This window comes from Tardiphaga sp. 215_C5_N2_1 (genome assembly GCF_052076055.1).
Classification (GTDB): Bacteria; Pseudomonadota; Alphaproteobacteria; order Rhizobiales; family Xanthobacteraceae; genus Tardiphaga; species Tardiphaga robiniae.
The window spans coordinates 5,515,367-5,540,653 of sequence record NZ_CP197240.1; the positions used below are offsets into that span (position 1 = coordinate 5,515,367).

Consider the following 25,287-nt stretch of genomic DNA (forward strand, 5'->3'; position numbering starts at 1 on the left):
GCTCAGGCTGCCAGATCCCACAGTCGCGGACAGCCGCGCAGAACCACGGCGCGGCCCATCGGCGTGAGCGCCGGGTGAGTGTCCGATAGCGCAACCAGTCCCATCGCAACCAGCTGATCGAGCACGTAACGGTTCAGCTTGGCCGGTGGCAGGATCGCGGGGCGAAGCATCCGCAATGTGTCCCACTGGTTTTCGGTGAGCTGATATTCGGTCTCGGTCGACATGGTGTCCTGCTTGGATGAATCAGTGCATTCAGTGCGCATGGCTTACGGAACCCGCATGACCTTGATGCGACATGGCGGGGGCGAAATCTGGAAATCACCGGATTGTTGGGCGGCGCCAAAACGCTGCTTTTGCGCAGCTGTCACATGGACGTGCAACAGAACGCGCGAACACATGCGCGAATCACGGCGTGCTCAGACCTAATGAAAAGTAGAACAATGTGCCACCCGCATTGAGAAATATCATGCAGCTGATGCGTACGCGCCTCAGCTGGAGGTGGCTTGGCGCGCTCCTTAGCATAGCAATTGCTACGATTGCGTTTATGGCGCTGTCCAAGGCGCTTAAGGGCGTGGATTTCGCCCACGTGCTGTCTGCCATGCACATGGTACCGCCAGGCAGCATCGCGCTGGCGCTGGTGCTGGTGGCGATCTCCTATGGCAGCCTGACGCTGTATGACTGGCTGGCGCTGCAGATGATCGGGCGAGGGGACATTCCCTTCAGGATTGCAGCGCTGGCCAATTTCACCAGCTATCCGATTTCGCACGGAACCGGCGCCGTGCTGTTGGTGTCATCGGCGGTGCGTTACCGGATCTATGCACCGCATGGCATCGGCCCCGCCGGCGTCGCCCGCATCTGCTTCCTGACCGGACTCACCTTCTGGCTCGGCAATCTCACCGCGCTGGCGCTCAGCACCTTGCGCGAGCCAGGCGCCATCAGCCGGATCGATCAGCTCTCGCCCGAGATCAACCGCTTCATAGCGATGGCAGTTCTCGTCGGCATCGTCGCGTATGTCGGCTGGACATGGAACGGTATCCGGACGCTCGGTGGCCGCAACTGGTCGGTGCCGGTGCCGAGCGGGCGCAACGTGTTCTTCCAGATCGGGATCGGGCTCGTCGATCTCGGGGCGGCAGCTCTGGCGATGTATGTGCTGATCCCCGAGACGATGGATGTCGGCGTCGCACAGGTGATCGTCGTCTTCATCGCTGCGACGCTACTGGGCTTCGCCAGCCACGCACCCGCGGGCATCGGCGTGTTCGACGCAACGATCCTTGTCGGGCTTGGCGGCGAACATACCGAGCAGCTACTGGCTGTGTTGCTGCTGTTCCGGCTGTTCTATCACCTGATCCCGTTCGTGCTGTCGCTGACGCTGTTCGGCGCCGTTGAAGCCTATCGGAACGTGAACAGGCGCAAGCTGGCCTGAATTTACTTCGGCAATGTCAGCACCGCCGATTGCGCATAGCCGCGGAACGGACGATTGAAATCGAGATTGGCGTGATGACGCTCGGCGAGTGTCTTCAGCACATCGAGAAGCTCGCGGCGCGGCGTCACGTCGAACAATGTCAGCCAGCGCAACAGCAGCTTGCTCGCGATCTTTGGCAACCGCTCCTGATGGCCGAAATCGACGATGTGTAGTCGCCCGCCAGGCTTGAGCTGCGATACGGCGTGGTCGAGCACATCCTGCCAGCTCGGGATCATCGAGAGGCTGTAGGAAATCATGATGTGATCGAATGACGGAACGGTGAAAATGCGCGCCGGATCGAAATTCGTCGCATCGCCATGGGCGACACGGACGGTATCCGTGAGCTCGTTGCGCGCAATTGATGCGATGGCCGTGGTCAGCATCTCGGTGGAAATATCGATGCCGTAGAATACCGCCTGTGGATATTTCCGAGCAGCCTGAACGAGATTGCGGCCGGTGCCGCAGCCGATCTCCAGCACTGTCGCGCCCGGCGCGGGTGCCAGTTCGGCGATGAGCTGGTCGCGGCCGAGCAGATAATACCGGCGCGTCGCGTCATAGATGAAGCGTTGCCAGCGGTACATCCGGTTCATACGATGCGTAGCTTCGTTCGACCATGCGGGCTGACCGCCGTCTTCGTATTCGGAGACAATCGTCATGGCGCACCTCATCGCATCCGGATGAGCGATCCATTTCATCGCAACACGACAGCGGTGTGACAGTAGTTTCGTCGCGGGAATCGGCCGAAATTTAGAATGACTGTCGCAAAACCGCAGTCTGCGCTTGATAAAAATTTCAGATTGTCGATTCGAAGGGTTCAAGAGACCGATGAATACGCATCTGATCGCCGACGCCGTTCGCAATAGCCGTGGTCGCGAGGAAACGACGATCTGGGACAGGCTGTTCGCCTTCTGGTTCCGCCGGCTGGTCTATACCCAGATCTGGGAAGATCCCGAGGCGGACATGGCGGCGCTGAAACTGGCGCCCGGTTCGACGATTGTCACTATCTCCAGCGGCGGCTGCAACGCGCTGTCCTATCTGTCGGCGAAGCCCGAGCATGTCTATGCGGTCGATCTGAATGAAGCGCATCTGTCGCTGCTGAAGCTGAAGCTCGCCGGCCTGCGGGCACTGCCGAACTATCAGGACTTCTGGAAATTCTTCGGCGAAGGCGCCTCGGATACCAATGTCGGCCTGTATCGCGAGCGGCTGCGCCCGCTGCTCGATGCCGAAGCGCGCGGCTATTGGGACGAGCGCGATATCCAGGGCCGCCCGCGCTACGGTTACTTCAGTGACGGCTTCTATCGTCATGGCGCGCTCGGCCGCTTCATCGGCTTCGCGCATACGCTGGCGAAGCTCGCCCGCATCGATCTCAAAGCGTTGTTGCACGAGGACAAGCAGTCCCCGGCGCGCAAGCGCGCGCTGGAACGCCTGCACTGGCTGTTCCACTCCCGGCTCGCTCGTATGATGACGAAGACGCCGGCGCTGTTGTTCAGTCTCGGCATCCCGCCGCAGCAGCGTACATTGCTGGGCGGCAACCAGCCGCTCAACGAAGTGCTGCATCAGCGTCTGCTCGCTCTGATCGACGTGCATCCGAACGCCAACAACTATTTTGCCTGGCAGGCGCTGAGCCGCAGCTATGTCGGCCCCGGTGACAAGTGCTTGCCGCTCTATCTGCAGCAGAGCCGCTACGCGGACACCGCCAGCCGCGCCGCTCTGGTCACGCCCGTGCATGCCAATCTGCGCGTGTTCCTGGAGAGCCTTCCAGCCCGCCAGATCGACGCGGTCGTGCTGCTGGATTCGCAGGACTGGATGGCGCCGGATGAAATCCGTGCGCTGTGGGACGCGATCGACCGCGCCGGCAAGGACGGCATCCGAGTGATCTTCCGCACCGCCGGTGCCGAGTCACCGCTGGACGATCCGGAACATGCATCGCTGCGTGAGACGTGGCAGCGCGATGAGGCGCGCAGTGCCGAAGGTCTGGCTGCGGATCGTTCGGGCATCTATGGCGGGTTTCATCTGTATACGCGCAAGGCGTAGGCGTTGCTGTCTTTACCTCTCCCCGCAAGCGGGGAGAGGTAAGAAGCGAGCACGTGAACGTCACACCCCCAGATAAATCTGCTGGATATACTTGTCGCCAGCGATCTCCGCCGACGTCCCCTCGCGGATCGTCCGCCCATGTTCCAGCACATAGACCCGATCCGCAATCCGCAGCGTCGATGTCGCGTCCTGTTCGACGATCAGGATCGCGGTGCCGTCTCTCCGGATTTGCTGGATCGAGTCGAAAATCAGCCCCTTCAGCCGCGGCGCGATGCCGACGGACGGCTCATCCAGAAGCAATAGCTCCGGCCTGCCCATCAGCGCGCGGCCGATGGCCACCATCTGCTGTTCGCCGCCCGACAGCGTGCTCGACTGCTGCCATTGCCGTTCGCGCAGCACCGGGAATAGCGTGAAGACGCGTTCCAGGTCTTTCTCGACATCGGCATTGTTCTTGCGGAGGTAAGCACCAAGCTGCAGGTTCTTCAGCACAGAGAGCTCCGAGAACAGCTTGCGCCCTTCCGGGCAATGGCAGATACCCTTGGCAACGACGTTATATGGCTCGATCGGATGCAGCGACGCATCCTTGAAATTCAGCGTGCCCTGGGAAGCGATCGAGCGCGAGATGGCCTTCAGCAGCGTGGTCTTGCCGGCGCCGTTGGGGCCGAGCACGCCAATGAGCTCACCCTTCTCGACCTTGATCGATACGGATTCGATGGCCAGCGCTTTGCCATAACTGACCTTGAGATCGGCGACTTCAAGCAGAGGCATGGGCTTCCTCCGTCTTGCCGATATAGGCCTCGATCACCTTCTCGTTCTTCACGATTTCTTCCGGTGGGCCGACGGCGATGATCTCGCCGAAATTCATGGCGATCACGCGCGATACGAGTGCCATGAATTCACGCAGCTTGTGTTCGATCAGCAGAATAGTGAGGTTCTCCTCGCGATGCAGACGCCTGATCAGTTGCGCCAGTTGTTCGATCTCGCTGCTGCCAAGCCCTGCGAAGGGCTCGTCAAGCAGCAACAGGTCCGGCCGGGTCGCCAGTGCGCGGGCGATTTCGAGCCGCCGCAGGTCGCCATAAGGCAGCGTCTCCACCGGCTCCTTGTCACGGCCGCCGAGACCTACCTGTCCCAGCAGATAGCTGGCACGCGCTTCCTTGTCCTTGTCCTCACTGGCGCGCGGCGACATGCAGGCGACCAGCACGTTCTCCAGCAGGTTCATGCCGACAAAGGGACGCGTGAGCTGGAAGGTGCGCGCCATGCCGCGATTGACCACCTTGTAGGGGGCAAGCTCGCGCACCAGTTCGCCGTTGAAGTGAATGGTGCCAGTGGTCGGCTGCATGAAGCCGGTGAGGATGTTGAACAATGTCGTCTTGCCGGCGCCGTTGGGGCCGAGGATGCCGGTGAACTCGCCTTTCTTCAGCGTGAAACTCGCGTTCTTCACGGCGGTGAGGCCGCCGAAGCGCTTGGTCACACCGTTGACTTCGAGCAGGTCGGTCATCGCAGGCGCTCCGTCAGCCGGCGCCAGAGCGGCGCGATCAGTCCATTGGGCAGGAAGAACAGGATCAGCATCAGGGTCAGTGTGTAGATCCACAGCCGGTATTCGCCGAAGCCGCGCAGCATCTCGGTGAGCAACGTCAGGAGGATCGCGGCCACTGCGGCGCCATAGATCGAGCCGATACCGCCAACATAGACCATGATGATCACCGTGATGGAGACCACGACCGAGAACAGCGGCGGGGACACCTGCAGCTGGTAATGCGCATAGAGCGCGCCGCCGAGGCCGGCAAAGCCGGCCGAGATCATCAGCGACACGATCTTGTAGAAGGTGACGTTGATGCCGGCAGCCTGACAGGTCGCCTCATCTCCGCGAATGGCGCGCAGCAGCAGGCCCCAATGCGACTGTGCCAGCAGCGTCAGCGCGATCACGGTGACCGCGAGAATCGCCAGCACGAACCAGTAGTAATGCAGCGGATTTTTCATCAAGGGATCGAGGCCGTAGATGCCTTCCTCGCCGCCAGTATATTCCCAGAAGATCAGACACAGCCGCTGCAGGATCGCCGAGGCCGACAGCATCGCCAGCGCGAAATATGGCCCACGCAGCCGCAGCGTCGGGAAGCCGACCAGCAGGCTGAAGGCGATGGCGATCACGACGCCGAGCGGCAGGCTGACCCAGGGATTTGTCGACCAGATCGAGGACAGGAAGCCCGCGGTATAGGCGCCGGCGCCGATGAACAGTGAGTGGCCGAAATTCTCGCGCCCGGTGAGGCCGGACATGAAATCCCAGCTTGAGGCCCAGATGCCGTAGATCACGCAGACGGTGAGTACGCCGGTGAGATAGTTGCTGGCGGCGAACATGGGCAGCAGCGCGAGGAAGGCGACGACGAGGATGCCGCCTGCGATGTCGATGGGGGCGATGCGTTTCATGTCAGAATGCCGCCCGTCGCCCAAGGAGTCCTGACGGGCGTATCATCAGCGTGACGACGACCGCGACCAGCGACACCAGCTCCGTCCATGATGTTGAAATCAGATAGGCGACGATGGTCTCGGAATAGCCGAGGATCAGCGAGGCGATGATGCTGCCGGGGATCGAGCCAAGCCCGCCGACGATGACGATGGCGAAGGCCTTCACCATCGGCAGCAGGCCCATGGTGGGCTGCACCGTGAGGAAGGGCGACACCAGCACGCCGGCGAGCGCCGCGGTGCCGGCGGAGATCGCCATCACGATGGAGAAAATGCGGTTGGTCGGGATACCCATATATTGCGCGGCTTCCGGATCCTGCGATACCGCGAGGATGGCCGCGCCGAGGCGCGTGCGCTGGATGAACAGCCAGAGGCCGAGCAGCACGAGGACACCGGCGACAAGGGCGAGCAGGCGCTGGCCGGAGATATCGACGCCGCCGATCGAGAGCTTGTCAGCGACAAATGAGGGGACGTTGCGATATTCGGAGCCGAAGGTGATGAACAGCGCCTGTTCGACCGCGAGCGAAACGGCTAGGGTAATCATCAGCACCGCGAGCTGAGACGAGCGCAGCGGACGCACCAGAAAACGTTCCATCACCACGCCGAAGCCCGCGACGATCAATACCGCCAGCGGGGCTGCGATGAAGAGCGGAACGCCGAGTAGCGAGGTGAGGACATAGGCCGCATAGGCGCCGAGTGCGTAGAACGAGCCATGGGCGAGATTGAGGATGCGAGCGACGCCGAAGATCAGGGTGAAACCAACGGCCAGCATCGCATAGATGGCGCTGGAGACCGCGCCGTAGATCAGAATCTGAAGCATGAGAACCCGCTGTTGAAGACCGGTCGGCGGAGGGCGAATTTTTTCGGGCTCGCTTCTCCCGTTTTCCGGCCGGCGACGGATCGCCGGCCGCGCGGTTACGCTGCGGTCAGATGACCGCCATCAACAAATCAGTTGCTCATCCAGGGCGGCGCGATCATCGGGCCGGTTGCGGCTTCCTTCGGCCAGACCACAACGCGAGCGCCATCCTTCTGCCACTGCACGAACAGCAGGTTCTGCAGTCCCGGGCCGGTTTTCACGTCGTGTACTTCGTCGAACACCAGCTTGCCGGCGATGCCGACATGGTCGGTTTTCTCCAGCTCCTTGATGACAGCATCGGGCTCGATGGAATTGGCGCGCTTCACGGCATCGGCATAGACATAAACGGCATCATAGGCGCCGATGCCGGTATAGACAGGCGCGGTGCCGAAGCGCTTCACGAATTCATCCCAGAACGGAATGGTCTTCGGGGTAAGCGGCGCGCGGATGGCGAACATGCCGACGGTTTCGGCATTGGCCTTGCCGCTGACGCGGGTGAAGAAGTCGGCGTCCTGGCTCTTGACGTCGATGCCGCCGATCGGGATCGGCACCTGCGCGTCATGCCACTGCTTGACGAAGATGTCCGATGAGGCATGCGAGAGCACGACGATCAGATACTGCGCGCCTGAATTCTTCACCTTGGCGAACAGCGGCGAGAAGTCGGAGGTCGAGGTGTCGAAGAACTCGGCGAGCGTCACGTCGGTGCCGCCGTCGGTCGCGCCCTTCTTCAGGATCGGCACGAGATCCTGCACCCATTTGGCGTTCTCGCCGACAATGGCGATCTTCTTCAGGCCCATCTCACCTTTCAGCTTGCCGTTGATGAAGTCGACCAACGCGCGGGCCTGATGCGCCGCGTTGATGGGGAAGGCGCGGAAAATATATTTGTAATTCTCGTAGTCTGTTTTCACCTTTGCGGTGATGGCCGGGGAGGCCGCGCCGACGCCGATATAGATCGTCTTGGCGTTGGAAATATGCGGCAGCTGGGCCAGTGTGACGCCTGACGTATAGCCGCCGATCAGCACGTTGACCTTGTCATCGGCGGTGAGCTTCTTGATTGCAGCGATGCCCTGTTCGGGATTCTCGGTCTCGTCGGCGACAACCATTTCGAGCTTGCGGCCGAGCAATCCGCCCTTGGCGTTGATCTCTTCGATGGCCAGCTTGGCGGCGTTCTGCGTATCGCGGCCGACCTGCAGCTGGACCGAAGTCGGAATGCCGATCTTGATCGGCGCTTGCTGGGCAGATGCTGGAGCAGTGGAAGCAAGGGCGCCAGCAACAATCATACTCGCAGCCGCAAGCGGCCTCAGAAATGAGTCCATGGTGTCTCTCCCTAGAGGCATCTGGGTCGTTGCCCGATGCTTTTTTGTGTGATCACAGACTGCCAAGTGCGGCGAGAGCAAGTCAAGGAAGATTGCGCACAGCAACACTGTGTCGCGGATTAAATTGCGAGCATTCACAAAGCGCTTCTTGTTGCGACGCGATCACTGCTTGCATGACATGTAACGATGCTGCGGCGCGGGTGGCACATTGCAAGTTGCGAGCAGGTGCAACATGCGCATTCTCAAGTGGCCGAGTTGGGGGTGGCGTTGGGTACAGCCGGGCTGCCAAGGGGTGGGACCGCCGACGCAGGTAATAACGGCGGTCCCGTGCCGTGCATTGAAATTCGGGGTTGGAAAGCGACTTCCGCACCCCACTGCGCGACGCGATCGACGCTATCCCAGCCGGGGGTTGTCGCAACTTAAACCAAATCTTAACCTAACCGATTAGGCTTACCTGGCCGGCTTTTCGAGCATTTTTAGTAAAGGTGGAGAATAATCTACTCCGCAGCCCGGGCCAGCAGAGTGATGTCGTTGGCATTGGCGCAATAGTTCTCGTAGTTCGCCGCCGCCGTCTTGGCTGCGAGGTCGGCGCCGCAGGCCCGTTTGTGTGCGCAACTGGCGCAGGCGTGGCGCATCTCCATCATGTCAGGCGGCCGGATCTTGGCAATGGCGGCTTCGTCAAAACCGAGCGCACGGAGCATCTGCGGCAATTCCTCCGCACCGTTCACGCCTCTGCGAACGATCGTATCGAGATCGCTTGGCGCAAGGCCAAGCTCATGGGCCATGCGTTTGAACTCGCCGCTGTCGAGCGCACCGAGTTCGTTGAGCTGGCGACGCTGGATCAACCAGTCGCCAATGCGTTCGATGAGATTGCTGACGACGGGATAGGGCTGGACGGATGTCATGGCGGTCTCCGCTGCTGAGAGTGATTGAGCGAAGGGTCTGCGCAGCAGCGCGGAGTCGCATTGCGCTGGATCAATCGGTGGGTGCGCCATGGACGGTTAGTCTTACCGCCAGAAATGCCTGCGCCGCAGGCACTTTCCGGGGAAACTCGAGGCTGGATTCAACGTTATCCATGCTTAACTTAGAGACATTGTTAGTCCAGAAGCCGGGAACCGGCCTCAGGAGGCGTAAATGAGTTGCAAGCGTTTGAGTATGATTGCGGCCGGCGTCAGTCTGCTGGCGTGCGTCGGTGCCGCGCAAGCGGACACATACAAGCCCGGCGAATTCTTGCTGCTCGACCTGCAGAAGGCCGTGCTGTCGCCGAAACTGCTGGGCCCGCCCGCGTCATTCGAGCAGGTGCAGATCCAGGCCAAGGCCGATGCGAAGGCGAATGTGAAAGCTGATCCGGCGAAGGCAGCACCGCGTCTTGTGCGCGCGCAGTCTGCGAAGCCGGTGGCACAGCGCGCCGCTGCGCAGAAGAAGGTTGCCCGTCGCAGCAATCCGCTGAACGCCAATGCGGCGGACACGCGGGTGCAGGTCTGGCCGTGCCGCACAGGTGGCATCTGCAGCTGGCAGAAATGAAAAGGCGGCGGATTGCTCCGCCGCCCATTCGGTCTTCAGGCTGAGGCCTGAATGATCAAGCCTTGATCTCTTCCACGCCGCACCATTCGGCGATGAACAGCGCCAGTGCCGTCGTCGTCTTCTTCAGCGAGGGCAGGTTGACGCCTTCGTCGAAGCCGTGGACGCCGCGCGAGATGCAGCCGTAGTTCAGCGTCGGCACATTGTCGAACAACGCGTAGACGCGGCTGTCGAGATAGGCGAGCGAGATTTCTGGCTTCGGCTTCTGGCCGAACACCGCTTCATGCGCCGCGGCCAGCGTGGCTTCTGCATCCGAGCCCGGCTTGAGTTCGTAGCCTTCGGCCTGGAAGCCGTTGAAGGTCACGGTCGGCGGGATATTCGACAGGAACGGGTCCTGATGCGCGAAGGCGGCGACGCAGTCGGTGATCTCCTTCTTTGCCGCTTCGGCGGTCTTGCCGGGCAGCAGCGAGATGCGGAAGTCCACCTTGCACCAGGCCGGGACTGACGACGCCCAGTCGCCGCCGGCGATCTTGCCGATGTTCAGGTTGACCGGTTTCTCGATGTTCTTGAAGTGCTCGTGCTGGTCCTTGGTCGCATTCCACTTCGCTTCGAGCTTGCGCAATTCACCGATGATCCGATAGGCGCCGTCGATGGCGTTAGCGCCGGTGCCCATGCGCTGCACATGCACCGGCACGCCGCGGACTTCGACCTGGAACCAGACCACGCCGATATTGGCGCGGGTGATCGTCTCATGCGACGGCTCCGATACCACCACGGCGTCGGCCTTGTAGCCGCGCAGATGCGTCATCAGCGCGCCGTCACCGGTGGATTCTTCTTCCACGACAGACTGCAGATAGACCGTCGCTGCCGGCTGCAGGCCGAGGCTCTTGAGTGCGTCGAGCGCGAAGATGTTGGAGGCGCAGCCGGCCTTCATGTCGCCGGCGCCGCGGCCCTGCATCCAGTCACCTTGGATGACGGGGTCATAGGGCGGCGTGGTCCACATGTCGCGCGGGCCTTCCGGCACAACGTCCACATGGCCCTGCATGATCAGCGAGCGGCCTTTTTCCTCGCGCGGATAATGCGTGCCGACCACGATCGGCGCGGTCGAATGCAGTTCGTCCCACGCGCCGGCGCCGGGATGATGCCCGAGCGCGGCGCGGTCCATCTCGAAGCGCTCCATCTTGTAACCGCGCGCCTTCATGGCGCGGAACATGAAGTCCTGCATCGTGTGTTCGTTGCCGCGCGTGGAGACGTGGCGCACCATGTCCTGGGTGAACTTCACCTGGGCATCGAAGCCCTTGTCGACGGCGGCGATGATCTTGTCGCGGAGGGCGGGATCGAGAGCCATGTTGTTTTTCCTTTTCTTGTGAGAGGGCTCAGGCGGTCAGCGCGCGCTCGAGCTTTTCCATGCCTTCGTCGAGGATTTCGTCCTGGGCGGTCAGCGGAACGAGCACGCGGATGGTGTTGAAATTGACGCCGCAGGACAGCAGGATCAGGCCTTCCTCGGTGGCCTTCTGCGTCACCTTCTTGGTCACTTCGGCGTCCGGCGTATTAGAGCCGCGCTCCTTGACGATGTCGAAGGCGATCATGGCGCCGACATTGCGGATGCTGGCGATCGGCACGAGGTCGTTTCGCTGCTGCATTTTCTTCAGGCGCGTGGTGATGCGCTCGCCGATATGGTTGGCGCGGTCGATCAGCTTCTCTTTCTCGAACACGTCGAGCACGGCCATTGCTGCTGCAATCGCCAGCGGGTTGCCGGCATAGGTGCCGCCGAGGCCGCCCGGATCGGCTGCGTCCATGATCTTGGCCTTGCCGATCACGCCCGACAGCGGGAAGCCGCCGGCGAGGCTCTTCGCCACGGTGATGAGGTCAGGCTTCACGTCGTAATGTTCCATCGCGAACATCTTGCCGGTGCGGCCGTAACCGGTCTGCACTTCGTCGGCGATGAAGACGATTCCATTCTCGTCGCAGATCTTGCGCAGCGCGCGCATCAATTCCGGCGGCGCCTGGTGGAAGCCGCCTTCGCCCTGCACCGGCTCGATGATGATGGCAGCGACACGGGCCGGATCAATGTCGGCCTTGAACAGGAAGCTGAGATACTTGAGCGATTCCTCAACCGTGACGTCGAGCGGCGCGGCCGGGAACGGTACGTGCCAGACTTCCGGCATGGCTCCGCCAAAGCCCTTCTTGTACGGGAACACCTTGCCGGTCATGGTCATGGTCATATGGGTGCGACCATGGAAACCGCCGGTGAAGGCGATCACGCCGGCGCGGCCGGTGGCGGCGCGGGCCATCTTGATGGCGTTCTCGGTCGCTTCGGCGCCGGTGGTGAAGAATGCGGTCTTGGTGGCGCCGTCGATCGGCGCCAGCTTGTTCAGGCGCTCGGCGAGGGTCACGTAGGATTCATACAGCAGCACCTGGAAGCAGGTGTGCGTGAAGTTCTCCATCTGCGCACGCACGGCGGCCATGATGGTCGGGTGGCAGTGGCCGGTGTTGAGCACGGCGATACCGCCGGCGAAGTCCACATAGCGCTTGCCTTCGACGTCCCAGACTTCCGCATTCAGCGCGCGCTGCGCCGAGATCGGAGTGGAATGGCCGATGCCGCGGGGAACGGCGGCTTCGCGGCGTGCGAAGATTTCTGCGTTGGTCGACATTCGAGTTTGTCCTTCGAGTTTTCTTGGATGTTGTTGGGTGTGGATCAGTGGATGGAGCAGGCTGCTGCGCCGGGCGCTGTAAGCTCCCTCGCCCCGCTCTTGCGGAGAGAGGGGTGGGGGGAGGGGCTCTTGCGATCCGCAAGTGCAGTGCGTGCGATGAGCGCCGTGCCATGCCCCTCACCCGCCGCGAAGACGCGGCGACCTCTCCCCGCGCAGAGCGGGGAGAGGTTAAGAGAGCGCGGCGTGCTGGTGTTCACTCGATAAGTCCAATCACCGCGCGGCTTCGAAACCGGCGAGGGTCGAGGTGAGGTTGGCGCCTAGGATATCCGAGAGATATCCGCCTTCCTGAACGAGCACCGTGGGCAGGCCCATGCGCGCCACGGCTTCGCCGATGCGCTTGAAGCCCGGGGTGGTGACCTTGAGTGCGGCCAGCGGATCGTGCTCGGATGCATCGAGGCCGAGGGCGAGAACGAGGGCGGTCGGCGCAAACGACTTGATGGTCTTCTCGGCGACAGCGAGCGCGTCGATGAAGCCGTCATCGCCGGTGCCGAGCGCGAGCGGAATATTGAGATTGGTGCCGAGGCCGTTGCCTTCGCCCTTCTCATGGGCATAGCCCCAGACGAAGGGGTAGTAACCGACGGGATCGGCATGGATCGACACTGTCAACACGTCCGGACGCGCATAGAAAATGCCCTGTGTGCCGTTGCCGTGATGCACGTCGACATCGAGGATTGCGACGCGCTCATGCTTGGTGCGCAGATGCTCGGCGGCGATGGCCGAATTATTCATGAAGCAGAAGCCGCCGGCCATGTCGCGATAGGCGTGATGGCCGGGCGGCCGACACAGCGCATAGACCGCGTCCTCACCGTCCATCACCATCTGCGCCGCGGTAACGGCGACGTCGGTGGATGCGCAGGCACCTAGCCAGGTGCCTGGACCGATCGGCGCCGCGGTATCGGCGGTGTGCCAGCCGAGCTTGCCGGTGATGTGGGTGGGATAGCTGCCCGCCACGCGGTTCGGGTGGATATTGGCGATCATTTCCGGGCCGTAGTCCGGCAGCTTGATCCATTCTTCCCAGGCGCCTTCGAGGAAGCGCAAATATTCCGGCGAGTGCACGCGGGCACGTGGGCCCTGGCCGAATTCGGTCGGCGCGACGATCGTGTGCTTGCCGTCGGCGAGGCCTTTCAGCAGGCGCTCGGCGCGCTCCGGCTGCTCGGTGGTTTTACGGACCTGACCGCGCACTAGGAAGAACTGCGGATCATGGCTCTTGTGCTTGTCGGAATACACTGCCTTCACGTAGCGGCTCCATTCGTTGAGGAGGGAAGTTCGCGGACCAGCTTGCCGACTTCGCGCCAGGCAGCGCCGATGTGATAGTCGATCCGCGCGGTGATGATATCGGGATGCCCCTGTTCGAGGACTTCGAGCAGTGCCTCATGGGTCTGCGCAATACGGTGCGGATCGTCATAGAGCCGGCCGATCAGGCCGATCGTCATACGCAGTTCCGAAGCAAGATCGTCGAACAATCGCAACAGGCGTTTGCTGCCGGCAATTTCGCAGATCATGCGATGAAATTTGTAATCTTCCTCGATCTGTCGCGCGTGATCGTCGATCGCTGCCGTCTCATGCATGACGTCGATCTGCCGGCGCAGCATGTCGCGATTGGCAGGCGTCATGTTCTTGGAGGCGAGCACGCCGGCATGACATTCGACGCAAATGCGCAGGTCGTAGACCTCGTCGATATCCGTCGCTTCGAGCTTGCGGACGAAGAAGCCGCGGCGCGGATGCGAGACCAGCAGGCCCTGTTGCTCGAGCAGCCGTGCAGCTTCACGGACAGGGGCGCGGCTGACGCCGAGTTCGCGGGCGATGCCGGCTTCGACGACTTTGGCGCCGGGCAGCAACTGCCCCTTGATGATGGCCTGGGTCAGGATGCGTGCGACCTGCCCGACAAGATCGGTGTCGGCGAGGGCAGTCAGACCAACTGGAGGAGACATCAAACGCATGCGGGGGACCCGTTTCTTCCCCTGTACAAGAATTAATCGTCGATTGTCGACAGTTTAATCTTGCGAGCTGCCATGCGATTGTGTTTCCTGCCCACACCTTAAAAAAAGCCGGGAACCGCGCCTGTGAATATGCATGCAAACCTTACGCCGACCCTCGATGCCGCCAAGCAGGTTCGTATCGATCTTGCTGCGGCCTATCGTCTGATCCATCGCCTCGGCCTCGATGACAGCATTTACACGCATATTTCGGTGCGCGTCCCCGGCACTCAGGACCGCTTCCTCATCAATCCCTATGGCATGCGCTTCGAGGAAGTGACGGCCGGCAACCTCGTCACCGTCGACGTCGACGGTAAAGTTGTCGACGATCCGCTCGGCCTCGGTATCAATCCGGCCGGCTTCACCATTCACAGCGCCGTTCACGCCGCCCGCCACGACGCGCAGTGCGTGCTGCATACGCATACCGTTGCCGGTGTCGCCGTGTCGTGCCTGAAGGACGGTCTGCAGCCGCTGAACCAGTGGTCGATGCAGTTCACCGACCGCATCGCCTATCATGACTTCGAAGGCATCGCGCTAGACCTGTCCGAGCGCGAGCGTCTGGTCGCCGATCTCGGCGACAAGATGGTTCTCATCCTGCGCAACCACGGCCTGCTCACCTGCGGCCGCTCGGTCGGTGAGGCCTTCAAGCTGATGTTCAACATGGAACGCTCCTGCCGCGCGCAGCTCGCGATTCTTTCAACCGGCGCAGAAGTTATTCGCCCGTCCCACGCCATTGCCGCACACACCGCCGGCCAGTATGACCGCGGTTACGACAAGGTGCATGGCACCGAAGGCGGCAAGCCGGACAGCGAGTGGGAAGCGTTCAAGCGCATGCTCGATCGCACGGACGCCGATTACAAGAATTGATCCGACTTCCGCTACACATCGTCAACTGATCTGGGTTACGTGCCAACCGGCACTAAGGGGAAAGATATGTTGAAGAAATTTGTATTGGCTTTGGCACTGAGCACCGTGAGTACAATGGCGCTCGCGCAGGAGCCGAAGATGGGCGGCACCATCAATGCGGTGATCCAGCCTGAGCCGCCGGGCCTGATGCTCGCACTCGTCCAGAACGGCCCGACGCAGATGGTCTCGGGCAACATCTATGAAGGCCTGCTGCGCTACAGCAAGACACTGGAGCCACAGCCTGGTCTCGCCGAGAGCTGGACCATCAGCCCGGATGCGAAAACCTACACGTTCAAGCTCAAGCAGGGCGTGACCTGGCATGACGGCAAGCCGTTCACCGCTGCCGACGTGCTGTTCTCCATCGAGACGCTGAAGGTGACCCACGCGCGTGCGCGCAACAACCTCGTGCAGCTCGACAAGGTCGAAGCGCCGGACGATTACACCGTCGTCTTCACGCTGAAACAGCCCTTTGGCCCCTTCATCGGCATCTTCGAAGTCGGCTCGATGCCGATCATCCCGAAGCACATCTATGAAGGCTCCGACGTCAAGACCAATCCGGCGAACAATACGCCGATCGGTACTGGCCCGTTCATGTTCAAGGAATGGAAGAAGGGCTCATTCATCCAGCTGGTGAAGAACCCGAACTACCACGTCAAGGGCAAGCCCTATATCGACGGCATCTACTGGCAGATCATTCCGGACGCCGCTGCGCGTTCGGTGGCCTACGAGACCGGCAAGGTTGATGTGCTGCCCGGCGGTTCGATCGAGAACTTTGACGTACCGCGCGTCAGCAAGCTGCCGAACACCTGCGTCACCGGCGACGGCTGGGAGTTCTTCTCGCCGATGGCCTGGATGTGGCTCAACAACCGCACCCCCGTGCTCGCCAACAAGAAGGTTCGTCAGGCGATCATGTATGCGGTGGACCGCGAATTCGCCAGGGACGTGATCTGGAACGGCCTCGGCAAGGTGGCTACCGGCCCGTCCTCGTCGGCGATCAAGTTCTACACCGACAACGTGCAGAAGTATCCGTACGATCCGGCCAAGGCCAAGGCGCTGCTGAAGGAAGCCGGCTACAAGGGCGAGAAGGTCCGCCTGATGCCGCTGCCTTACGGCGAAACCTGGTCTCGTTGGGGTGAAGCTGTGAAGCAGAACCTCGTCGACGTCGGCATGAATATCGAGACCATCGCCACCGACGTGCCTGGTTCGAACCAGAAGAACATGGAGTGGGATTACGATATCTCCTTCACCTATCTCTATCAGTACGGCGATCCGGCGCTCGGCGTTGGCCGCAACTACGTGACGAGCGCAATCGCCAAGGGCCAGCTCTTCAACAACCTCGAGGGCTATTCCAATCCTGAGGTCGACAAGCTGTTCGAAGAGGGCGCCGTCGCCACGCCGGATTCGAAGCGCAAGGAAATCTACGAGAAGGTCCAGAAGATTCTCGTCGAGGATGTGCCTGTTGCCTGGCAGCTTGAACTGCAGTTCCCGACCATCACCAACTGCAAGATCAAGAACCTGATCACGACCGGTATCGGCGTCAATGACGGCTTCCGCGACGCCTGGATCGACAAGTAAGCTTTCAGCCTGATGCCCGTGACGATCTCTGTGATCGTCACGGGTTTTCTTTGTGTACTCTGACCTGAATGCGATGGACCTCTGATGCTGTCATTCGTTGCCCAGAGGATCGTGAAGGGCGTGTTCGTCCTGCTTGCGATCATCGTGATGAACTTCTTCCTGATCCGCCTTGCGCCCGGCGATCCCGCAGCGGTGATGGCCGGTGAGGCCGGCGCCAGCGATGAGCAATTCGTCCAGCAGCTGCGCGAAAAGTTCTCACTGGACAAACCGCTGCCGGAGCAGCTGTTCATTTACGTGAAGGGTGTCGTCACCCTCGACCTCGGTTTCTCGTTCCGCCAGCAGATGCCGGTCGCGAAGCTGATCGCCGAGCGTCTGCCGGCGACGCTGCTGCTGACGCTGACGGCGTTCGGCATATCGCTGTTACTGGGCATCACATTCGGTACGCTGGCCGCGAGATTTGCGGGGACATGGGCGGACACTGCCATCACTGTCTCGGCGCTGCTGTTCTATGCCACGCCGATCTTCTGGGTCGCGCTGATGTCGATCCTGCTGTTTTCGGTCTATCTCGGCTGGCTGCCGAGCTTCGGCTACGAGACCGTCGGTGGAAACTTTACCGGATGGGCACATGTGAAAGACGTGGCCCTGCATCTGGTGATGCCGGCGATGACCATCGGCCTGTTCTTCATGGCGACCTATACGCGCATGACGCGCGCCTCGATGCTTGAGGTCAAGCGGCTGGATTTCGTCAAGACCGCCCGCGCCAAGGGCCTGCGCGACAACATCATCCAACGCCGCCACGTGCTGCGCAACGCGCTGCTGCCGGTGGTGACGCTGGCCGGCGTCCATTCCGGTACGTTGGTGGGCGGCGCGGTGCTCACCGAGACGGTGTTTGCATGGCCCGGCATCGGCCGGTTGCTTTATGAGGCGCTCTTGCAACGCGATTATAACCTTCTGCTCGGCGTCTTCGTGGTCTGCTCGGCGATGGTCCTGATCTTCAACCTCGTCACCGACCTCGTTTATCGGCTGGTCGATCCACGCATCGAGTTTGCATCATGAAGAAGTTCTGGAAATTGATGCTGCGCAATCCCGGCGGCGTTATCGGTCTGGTCATCATCACGCTTGCGATTTTCGTCGCGCTGTTCGGGCAGATGATCTTCCCGACCTCGCCCTGGCGCATGGTGCAGCGGCCGTTCCTGCCGCCCTTCACCAATCCGATGGTGACGCTCGGCACCGACGCGCTGGGCCGCGACGTGTTTGCAGGCCTGATCTACGGCGCCCGCGTGTCGCTGCTGGTCGGTCTCGTCTCGACCACCGTGGCGCTGACCATCGGCGTGCCGCTCGGCGCCATCGCCGGCTATTTCGGCGGCAAGGTCGACGACGCCCTGATGCGCTTCACCGAATTCTTCCAGACCATTCCGAGCTTCCCGCTGGCCATTGTGCTGGTGGCGATCCTGCAGCCGTCGATCTATTCCATCGTTGGGTCCATCGCCATTGTCTCCTGGCCGCCGGTGGCGCGTCTGGTGCGCGGCGAGGTGCTGTCGCTGCGCACACGCGAATATGTCCAGGCGGCCATCGTGACCGGCCAGAGCAACACCTGGATCATCTCGCGCGAGATTTTGCCGAATGCGCTGTCGCCGGTGATCGTGCTGGCGTCGCTGATGGTGGCGAATGCGATCCTGCTGGAATCCTCGCTGTCGTTTCTCGGCCTCGGCGATCCCAATCTGATGTCCTGGGGCTATATGGTCGGCGCCGGCCGGACGGTGATCCGTCAGGCCTGGTGGATCACCGTCTTCCCCGGCGTCGCCATCCTGATTTCAGTACTCGGCATGAACCTGATCGGCGAAGGCCTCAACGACGCGCTCAATCCGCGCCTGGCGAAGGATAGCCGCTGATGACTGCTACCCCCGCCGTTTCCATCAAGAACCTGAAGATTGCTCTGCCGAAGAGCGCCGAACGTCCCTATGCGGTCGATGGCGTGTCCATCGATCTCATTCCCGGAGAGATCGTTTGCGTGGTCGGCGAATCCGGTTCCGGCAAGTCCATGTGCGCGCATGCGCTGATGGGTCTGCTGCCGGATACGGTGAAGACCGAGACCGGCGAAGTTCTGTTCGAGGGGCAGAATCTTCTGAAGCTCGACGAGAGCGGCTGGCGCGAAGTGCGCGGCCGCGGCATCGCCATGGTGTTCCAGGAGCCGATGACCGCGCTCAATCCCTTGATGCGGATTGGCGAGCAGATGATGGAAATGTTCGAGGCGCATAATCTTTTGACGCCGAAGGAGCGCCGCGCCAAGGCCCTCAGCCTCGCCAAGGAAGTCGGTCTGCCCGATCCGGAGCGTATCATCCGCGCCTATCCGCACCAGCTCTCCGGCGGCCAGCGCCAGCGCGCGATGATTGCCATGGCGCTTGCGCTCGAGCCCTCGGTGCTTGTGGCGGACGAGCCGACTACCGCGCTCGACGTCACCACCCAGGCGCAGATCCTCAAGCTGATCCGCAACCTGCAGCGCAGCCGCAACATGGCCGTGATGTTCATCACCCACGATTTCGGCGTCGTCGCCGATATCGCCGATCGCGTCGTGGTGTTGCGCCATGGCAAGATCGTGGAAGAAGGCTCGATCGACGCCGTCTTCAGGAATCCGCAGCACGATTACACCAAGGCGCTTCTCGCTGCCGTGCCGTCGATGCACCCGCCGGTGCGCGCGTCGCTGGATGAAAATGCGAAGGCTGTCGAAGTCATCGGCCTCGACAAGACCTATGTGACCTCGGGCGGCTGGTTCAAGCCGGATCGCCGCGTGCAGGCTGCGAACGAAGTCACGTTCTCGATCATGCAGGGCGAGACCGTTGGCCTGGTCGGCGAGTCCGGTTCGGGCAAGTCGTCCGTCGCGCGTCTGGTGATGCGGCTCATCGAAGCCGATCGCGGCACCGTGCGCATCGGAGATATCGATCTCACGGCACTCGAAGGCAAGGCGCTGCGGGCGCAGCGCCACCGCATCCAGATGATCTTCCAGGACCCGTTCGCCTCGCTCAATCCGCGCCGCCGGGTCGGCCAGATCATCACCGATGGCCCGATCGCCCGCGGCACCGACCCCAAGGTCGCGATGCAGCGTGCGCGTGATCTGCTGGGGATGGTCGGTCTCGATGCCGGTTCGCTCGACCGCTATCCGCATGAATTCTCCGGCGGCCAGCGCCAGCGTCTCGGCATCGCCCGCGCGCTTGCGATGGATCCGGAGATCATCGTCGCCGACGAAGCCGTCTCCGCGCTCGACGTCTCGGTGCAGGCGCAGGTGCTGAAGCTGCTCGAAGACCTCAAGGCCCGCCTCGGTCTGTCGATGCTGTTCATCACCCACGATCTGCGCGTCGCCGCACAGATCTGCGATCGCATCGCCGTGATGCAGCGCGGCGTGATCGTCGAGCTGAAGCCGACGGCGCAATTGTTTGCGGCGCCGGAACATCCCTACACCCGCGAATTGCTCGGTGCCGTCCCCGGCCAGAGTTCGCCATCCCAGGCCGCCTGACCTTATGCCGACGTCTCCCGTGACTTGTGTTTTCCTGAGCAGGACCATCAACCTGCGCAAATACCTGACCAACGAAATCGCCCGGCTCGACGGCAAGGTGCATTTTGTCGATCATCTCGACGGCACCGATCCCGCTAAAATCGACATAGCGGTGAGCTGGCATCCCCATGCGGATGCGTTCGATCACTATCCGAACCTGAAGGCGGCGTGTTCTATCGGCGCCGGCGCCGACAGCATCCTGAACTGTCCGAGCCTGCGCGATGGCATCGACGTGGTGCGCGTGGTCGAGCCGGCACAGGCGCAGATGATGTCCGGCTTCGTGATCTGGAACGTAATCTATCACCAGCGCCAGTTCGGGACGTATCTGCAGAACCAGCGCGATCATGTCTGGAAGCGCCTCGGTGGCGGGCGCCGCCCGTCCGAGGTTCCGATCGGCATTCTCGGCTACGGCGCCATCGGCGCGCGCGTCGCGTCCGATCTGGCGATGCTCGGCTTCCCTGTCCGGGTGTGGAGCCGCTCGGCCAAGCCGACGCCGCCGGGTGTGACCGGCTTCCACGGCAGCGATGGGCTCGATGCGATGCTCGCGGGCTCCGAGGTGCTGGTGAACCTGCTGCCGCTCACCGAAGAAACCCGCGGCATCCTCGATGCAAGCCTGTTCGCCAAGCTGCCGCGCGGCAGCTATCTCATTCAGGTCGGTCGCGGCGAGCACTCGGTCGAGCAGGATATCCTCGATGCGCTTGCCAGCGGGCAGCTCTCCGGCGCGACACTCGATGTATTCCACACCGAGCCGCTGCCCAAGGACCATCCGTTCTGGTCGCATCCGCAGATCGTGCTGACGCCGCACGACGCCTGCGAGGTCACTATGACCGCCATCGGTGATACGATTTTGGCGACGGCAGAGGCGGTGAAGCTGGGCGTGCAGCCGAAGGATTCGGTGGATCGCAACCGGGGATATTAGTTGGACGGAGCGGCTTGCTTCCCTCGCCCCGCCCGGCGAAGCGAAGCTTCGCTAAGCGGGGAGAGGGTGGCGTGACAAGCGAAGCTTGTCGCGACGGGTGAGGGGGAGCTAGCGAGTAGAACACTAGCTCCCCCTCACCCGAAGCCTCGCTAGCCGCTCGGCTCCGACCTCTCCCCGCAAGCGGGGCGAGGTTAAGAAAGCGACTACTCCACCGCCAATCCCGTCACGGCCGCCGACGCTTCCAGCCAGTGCAGGAAGCTGCCGGCCATGCTGCGCGCGACCGCGATGTGAATTGTCGGCGCCTCGTCGACCTTCCACAGCGTCACGCCCATATGCGCGATCTGCGTGACGGCAACGCTGCCGGCTGGAAATGCCGCGGCGCTGAGATCTATGGCGACGCCCTTGGCCAGCACGTCGAGCAGGGCCGGGCCGGACAGCCGTAGTAGGCCCACACCATCAGACTGATCGACCACCGAGGCAAGGCCATCGAGCTGCTGCGCAAGGCTATCGACGAAACGCGGTGTGCCCGCATCGTGGGTCACCAGCCAGCGGCCGGGGCCGGTGCCGAGAAGCGAGGTCGCATCGCTGCCGGAACCGTGCGGTCCCAGTGGCAGATTGATATCGAACTGTTCCTTCACGGCAGCAGCGAGCGCGGCATCCTGGCCTTTGCGCGCCATGACGGTGGCGATGGCGATGCCGCGACGCTCCCGCGCAATGACGCCGCGGCCATCGCCCGTGGAGCGCAACTCAGCGAAGGCAGAGATGTGAGCGAGATCAAGCACGCAGCCGCGCTCCTTCTGTATCGACGAAGACGGGATCGACGACTTCGAGCTCATAGTCACCTGACCGGACCGGGTCCCAGGCACGGATGATCTCGCCATGCCGCTCAGGCCCCCGCGCCAACAGGCCGAGCCCGATCCAGTGATTGGCGCTTGGGCTGAAGGCTGTCGAGGTGATGAAGCCGGCATTGTTGTCCGGCGCAGGCATCACGCTGCGCGCGAACAGCAGTGACCCGTTGCGCAGGCGCTGGCTGCGATCGACCGGCCGCAGGCCGACCAGCGTTGGCCGATCCGGATCGATCAGCGCCTCACGCGCTGCCATGGTGCGGCCGATATAGTCCTTCTTCACCGACATCATCCGCCCGAGCCCGAGATCGCGCGCCACGGTCTGGCCGTTGAGTTCGGAGCCGGCGACATGGCCCTTTTCGATCCGCATCACCGAGAGCGCCTCGGTGCCATAGGGCGTAACGCCGAGTGCGTTGCCGGCTTGCATCAGTGCGTTGAACAGCGCTTCGCCATAGCCCGCGGGCGCAGCGATCTCATAAGCGAGCTCGCCGGAGAACGAGACGCGGAACAACCGCAGCGGAACGGTGCCGACGTGGAATTCAGCACAGGCCAGATACGGGAAGGCCTCATTGGAGACATCAAAGGCATCGCCGAGCAGCGCCTGCAGCAGCTCGCGCGACTTCGGCCCCGCAACCGCATACTGAGCCCATTGTTCGGTGACGGAGACCATCTGCACGTCGAGCTCGGGCCACAGCACCTGATGGCAGTATTCCAGATGCTGCATCACCTTGCCGGCATTTACGGTGGTGGTGGTCATTACATAATGATCGGCGGAGAGCCGCGCGGTGGTGCCGTCATCCATCACGAAGCCGTCCTCGCGCAGCATCACGCCGTAGCGCACCTTGCCGATGGGCAGCGTCGAGAAGGTGTTGATATAGACGCGGTCGAGGAACGTGCCGACATCCGATCCGCACAGCGCGATCTTGCCGAGCGTCGAGACATCGCAGATGCCGACGCTGGAGCGCACCGCCTTCACCTCGCGGGTGACGCTCTGCAACCAGTCGCTCTCACCGGGCGCGTTGAACCATTGCGCGCGCATCCATTGGCCGGCTTCAACGAAGGTGGCGCCCGCCGCAGCGGAGGCCGCGTGGCTCGCCGTCAGCCGCGTCGGCTTGAAATGCTTGCCGCTGTGCAGACCCGCAAAAGCACCGATGGCGACCGGCACATGCGGCGGGCGTGCCCGCGTCGCGCCGGTTTCGGCGATGGTCTTCCTGATCTCGCCGGCGAGGATTGCGAGGCCGTTGACATTGGATGTCTTGCCCTGATCGGTCGCCATGCCCAAAGTCGTGTAGCGCTTGAGCTGCTCGACCGAACGGAAGCCCTCCTGCGCAGCGAGAGCAACATCGGTCGCGGTGACATCGTTCTGCAGGTCAACGAACGCCTTGCGGCGCGATCCCTTAAACAGCCAGACCGGATTGTTGCCGGAAGCCTCGTCGCTGGCCGTGATGGGCTTCTGCGTCTGCAACCCGACGCCGACATGCGAAGCAGCTTTTGCGCCGGCCAGCGCGCCGTTCTCCAATGCCTGCGCCAGCGACCATTGCGCGGCTGCGGCGCCTGCGATCTGCATGCCCGGTGGCGTGTCGCTGCAGAGAAATGCCGATCGCTCCTCCGACCAACTGCCCTTGCCGCCGAGATGCGTGGCGATGCCGATGCTCGGCGACCAGCCGCCGGAGACGCCAAGCGTGTCCACAGTGACGCTACGTGTCTTGCCGGTACTGTCGGTGATCTCGATCGTCGTCAGCCTGCGATAGCCTGACGTGTCGGAGACATGCGCGCCGAGAAACTGCGGTGCATTGCCTGCGAGTTTGCGCACCTCAGGCGAAACCTCCGTCCGTGCATCGACCACAACAGCGATCTCGGCGCCGGCCGCTTGCAAGTCGAACGCACTGCGCCAGCCATCGTCCCATGTCGTGAAGATCGCAACGCGTTGGCCCGGCACCACGCCGAAGCGGTTGGTATAAGTGCGCAATGCCGAAGCCAGCAAGATGCCGGGCCTGTCATTGCCGGGAAATACAAGCGGTCGTTCCTGCGCGCCAGCGGCGAGCACGCATTGTTTCGCAACGATCTTCCACAGCCGCTGCCGCGGCATGAACGGCGGGGGCACCGGCAGGTGATCGCTGACGCGCTCGATGGCGCCATATTCGCCGTCATAGGCACCGAACACGGCGGTGCGCTTGAGGATGCGGACATTCGGCAGGGTGCCGAGTTCGGCCTCCGCCAGCGCCGCCCATGAGGCTGCTGTGACGCCATCGATCTGCGCGGTGTCGCTGAGCAATCGTCCGCCGAGCACGAAATCTTCCTCGGCCACGATCACCCGCGCTCCGGCGCGTCCGGCGGCGAGCGCTGCGGCGAGGCCCGCAGGGCCGGCGCCGATCACCAGCAGGTCGCAGAAGGCGTGCGATTTCTCATAGGTGTCGGGGTCGTCGAGGCCGCTGAGTGCGCCGAGGCCCGCCGAGGCACGGATGGCGGGCTCGTAGAATTTCTCCCAGAACGCCGCGGGCCACATGAAGGTCTTGTAGTAGAAGCCGGCATTCAGCAGCGGGCCGGCGAGCTGATGCACGGCCCGCAGATCGAAATTCGGCGACGGCCAGCAGTTCTGGCTCGATGCCTCCAGCCCGTCGAACAGTTCGACCGTGGTCGCCTTGGTGTTCGGTTCGGCGCGCGCGCCCGAGCGCAGCGTCACCAGCGCATTCGGCTCTTCCGGTCCGGCCGAGAAGATGCCGCGCGGCCGGTGATATTTGAACGAGCGGCCGACCAGCATCGTGTCATTGGCGAGCAGCGCAGACGCCAGCGTATCGCCGGCATAGCCGCCATAGGTCTTGCCGTCGAAGGCGAAATTGATCGGCTTCGATCGGTCGATCAGTCCACCGGACGCGAGGCGGCGCGAGATGCTCATGATGCAGCCTCATCATGGGCCAGCACGGCGTCGATCACCTCATGAGTCGAGACGTTACGCGTCACCTTGAGCCAGGCGTGGCAGCCGGCGGCGTGATACCAGTATTCCCTGTGAACGCCGACTGGATTGTCACGCAGATAGACATAGTCGAACATCGCATCGGCATTGTCGGGCGCGGGCCGCGTCAGCGTGGCGTCTCCGGAATAGGAAAATTCCGACGCGTCACGGGATCCGCAATAAGGGCAGGGGATGCGCAT

The 25,287-nt window shown here is 62.5% G+C and carries 24 protein-coding genes; 9 read left to right on the forward strand and 15 right to left on the reverse strand.

The genetic code is table 11. The features are described 5' to 3' along the window. Window positions 1–2 precede the first annotated feature (2 nt). Window positions 3–224 carry a hypothetical protein gene (locus AB7828_RS26190; protein ID WP_139285875.1) on the reverse strand — a complete coding sequence of 74 codons (222 nt, stop codon included), beginning with the start codon at window positions 222–224 and terminating at the stop codon, window positions 3–5. A gap of 320 nt (window positions 225–544) precedes the next feature. Between AB7828_RS26190 and AB7828_RS26195 the strand changes: the two genes are divergently transcribed. After that, the gene (locus AB7828_RS26195) at window positions 545–1,423 is read left to right on the forward strand and encodes a lysylphosphatidylglycerol synthase transmembrane domain-containing protein (RefSeq protein ID WP_441231582.1); all 879 of its coding nucleotides are present in this window, start codon (window positions 545–547) and stop codon (window positions 1,421–1,423) included. A gap of 2 nt (window positions 1,424–1,425) precedes the next feature. On the opposite strand, the gene AB7828_RS26200 is transcribed toward AB7828_RS26195, so the two are convergent. Continuing rightward, a complete protein-coding gene (locus AB7828_RS26200) occupies window positions 1,426–2,118 on the reverse strand; it encodes a class I SAM-dependent methyltransferase (RefSeq protein ID WP_441231583.1) in 693 nt (230 codons plus the stop codon). Between the two features lie 169 nt (window positions 2,119–2,287). Between AB7828_RS26200 and AB7828_RS26205 the strand changes: the two genes are divergently transcribed. Beyond that, entirely contained in the window at window positions 2,288–3,496 is a 1,209-nt protein-coding gene (locus AB7828_RS26205) for a DUF3419 family protein (RefSeq protein ID WP_089262173.1), read from the forward strand. Between the two features lie 60 nt (window positions 3,497–3,556). Here the strand turns inward: AB7828_RS26205 and AB7828_RS26210 are convergent, their stop codons facing one another. The 6 genes from AB7828_RS26210 to AB7828_RS26235 all read right to left on the reverse strand — a co-directional run bounded on the left by AB7828_RS26210 (window position 3,557) and on the right by AB7828_RS26235 (window position 9,033). After that, window positions 3,557–4,264, reverse strand: a complete 708-nt coding sequence (locus AB7828_RS26210; protein ID WP_439057195.1) for an ABC transporter ATP-binding protein — start codon at window positions 4,262–4,264, stop codon at window positions 3,557–3,559. Further along, window positions 4,251–4,994 carry an ABC transporter ATP-binding protein gene (locus tag AB7828_RS26215; protein ID WP_120288460.1) on the reverse strand — a complete coding sequence of 248 codons (744 nt, stop codon included), beginning with the start codon at window positions 4,992–4,994 and terminating at the stop codon, window positions 4,251–4,253. Before AB7828_RS26215 ends, AB7828_RS26210 begins: the two co-directional genes overlap by 14 nt. Further along, window positions 4,991–5,920: a branched-chain amino acid ABC transporter permease gene (locus tag AB7828_RS26220; protein WP_175368795.1), complete on the reverse strand. Its 930-nt coding sequence runs from the start codon at window positions 5,918–5,920 to the stop codon at window positions 4,991–4,993. The genes AB7828_RS26215 and AB7828_RS26220 overlap by 4 nt, the downstream gene beginning before the upstream one ends. A 1-nt stretch (window position 5,921) precedes the next feature. Further along, a complete protein-coding gene (locus AB7828_RS26225; protein ID WP_068733337.1) occupies window positions 5,922–6,776 on the reverse strand; it encodes a branched-chain amino acid ABC transporter permease in 855 nt (284 codons plus the stop codon). Window positions 6,777–6,904: 128 nt separating this feature from the next. After that, the gene (locus AB7828_RS26230) at window positions 6,905–8,128 is read right to left on the reverse strand and encodes an ABC transporter substrate-binding protein (RefSeq protein ID WP_068733339.1); all 1,224 of its coding nucleotides are present in this window, start codon (window positions 8,126–8,128) and stop codon (window positions 6,905–6,907) included. Window positions 8,129–8,625: 497 nt separating this feature from the next. Then, complete coding sequence (locus AB7828_RS26235; protein WP_089262161.1) at window positions 8,626–9,033, reverse strand: hypothetical protein; 408 nt, start codon at window positions 9,031–9,033, stop codon at window positions 8,626–8,628. A 229-nt stretch (window positions 9,034–9,262) separates the two neighbouring features. On the opposite strand from AB7828_RS26235, the gene AB7828_RS26240 reads away from it, so the two are divergent. Further along, window positions 9,263–9,652 (forward strand): hypothetical protein, encoded by a 390-nt coding sequence (locus tag AB7828_RS26240; RefSeq protein ID WP_246297870.1) that lies wholly within the window; start codon window positions 9,263–9,265, stop codon window positions 9,650–9,652. A 55-nt stretch (window positions 9,653–9,707) separates the two neighbouring features. Here AB7828_RS26240 and AB7828_RS26245 read toward each other — a convergent pair whose 3' ends face one another. The 4 genes from AB7828_RS26245 to AB7828_RS26260 all read right to left on the reverse strand — a co-directional run bounded on the left by AB7828_RS26245 (window position 9,708) and on the right by AB7828_RS26260 (window position 14,294). Continuing rightward, window positions 9,708–10,997, reverse strand: a complete 1,290-nt coding sequence (locus tag AB7828_RS26245; protein ID WP_441231584.1) for an ArgE/DapE family deacylase — start codon at window positions 10,995–10,997, stop codon at window positions 9,708–9,710. Window positions 10,998–11,025: 28 nt separating this feature from the next. After that, a complete protein-coding gene (gabT, locus tag AB7828_RS26250; protein ID WP_441231585.1) occupies window positions 11,026–12,303 on the reverse strand; it encodes a 4-aminobutyrate--2-oxoglutarate transaminase in 1,278 nt (425 codons plus the stop codon). Window positions 12,304–12,573: 270 nt separating this feature from the next. Continuing rightward, entirely contained in the window at window positions 12,574–13,599 is a 1,026-nt protein-coding gene (locus AB7828_RS26255; protein WP_120288468.1) for a histone deacetylase family protein, read from the reverse strand. Next, the gene (locus AB7828_RS26260) at window positions 13,596–14,294 is read right to left on the reverse strand and encodes a GntR family transcriptional regulator (RefSeq protein ID WP_231078048.1); all 699 of its coding nucleotides are present in this window, start codon (window positions 14,292–14,294) and stop codon (window positions 13,596–13,598) included. Before AB7828_RS26260 ends, AB7828_RS26255 begins: the two co-directional genes overlap by 4 nt. 138 nt (window positions 14,295–14,432) lie before the next feature. Between AB7828_RS26260 and AB7828_RS26265 the strand changes: the two genes are divergently transcribed. The 6 genes from AB7828_RS26265 (at window position 14,433) to AB7828_RS26290 (ending at window position 21,289) form a co-directional block, all read left to right on the forward strand. After that, window positions 14,433–15,206 carry a class II aldolase/adducin family protein gene (locus AB7828_RS26265; RefSeq protein WP_093759488.1) on the forward strand — a complete coding sequence of 258 codons (774 nt, stop codon included), beginning with the start codon at window positions 14,433–14,435 and terminating at the stop codon, window positions 15,204–15,206. 66 nt (window positions 15,207–15,272) lie between these two features. After that, window positions 15,273–16,820 (forward strand): ABC transporter substrate-binding protein, encoded by a 1,548-nt coding sequence (locus AB7828_RS26270; protein ID WP_439057201.1) that lies wholly within the window; start codon window positions 15,273–15,275, stop codon window positions 16,818–16,820. Window positions 16,821–16,904: 84 nt separating this feature from the next. After that, window positions 16,905–17,876: an ABC transporter permease gene (locus AB7828_RS26275; RefSeq protein WP_120288470.1), complete on the forward strand. Its 972-nt coding sequence runs from the start codon at window positions 16,905–16,907 to the stop codon at window positions 17,874–17,876. Next, window positions 17,873–18,712 (forward strand): ABC transporter permease, encoded by an 840-nt coding sequence (locus AB7828_RS26280; protein WP_093759485.1) that lies wholly within the window; start codon window positions 17,873–17,875, stop codon window positions 18,710–18,712. Before AB7828_RS26275 ends, AB7828_RS26280 begins: the two co-directional genes overlap by 4 nt. Then, window positions 18,712–20,331, forward strand: coding sequence for an ABC transporter ATP-binding protein (locus AB7828_RS26285; protein ID WP_441228648.1), 1,620 nt, complete (start codon window positions 18,712–18,714; stop codon window positions 20,329–20,331). The genes AB7828_RS26280 and AB7828_RS26285 overlap by 1 nt, the downstream gene beginning before the upstream one ends. A 19-nt stretch (window positions 20,332–20,350) precedes the next feature. Further along, entirely contained in the window at window positions 20,351–21,289 is a 939-nt protein-coding gene (locus AB7828_RS26290) for a 2-hydroxyacid dehydrogenase (RefSeq protein WP_441231586.1), read from the forward strand. A gap of 203 nt (window positions 21,290–21,492) precedes the next feature. Here AB7828_RS26290 and AB7828_RS26295 read toward each other — a convergent pair whose 3' ends face one another. From AB7828_RS26295 to AB7828_RS26305, 3 genes are read right to left on the reverse strand one after another with little or no spacing between them, the layout of a single operon-like run. Then, entirely contained in the window at window positions 21,493–22,071 is a 579-nt protein-coding gene (locus AB7828_RS26295; RefSeq protein WP_441231587.1) for a sarcosine oxidase subunit gamma, read from the reverse strand. After that, window positions 22,064–25,030 carry a sarcosine oxidase subunit alpha family protein gene (locus tag AB7828_RS26300; RefSeq protein ID WP_441231588.1) on the reverse strand — a complete coding sequence of 989 codons (2,967 nt, stop codon included), beginning with the start codon at window positions 25,028–25,030 and terminating at the stop codon, window positions 22,064–22,066. Before AB7828_RS26300 ends, AB7828_RS26295 begins: the two co-directional genes overlap by 8 nt. Then, window positions 25,027–25,287: a sarcosine oxidase subunit delta gene (locus AB7828_RS26305; RefSeq protein ID WP_439079425.1), complete on the reverse strand. Its 261-nt coding sequence runs from the start codon at window positions 25,285–25,287 to the stop codon at window positions 25,027–25,029. The genes AB7828_RS26300 and AB7828_RS26305 overlap by 4 nt, the downstream gene beginning before the upstream one ends.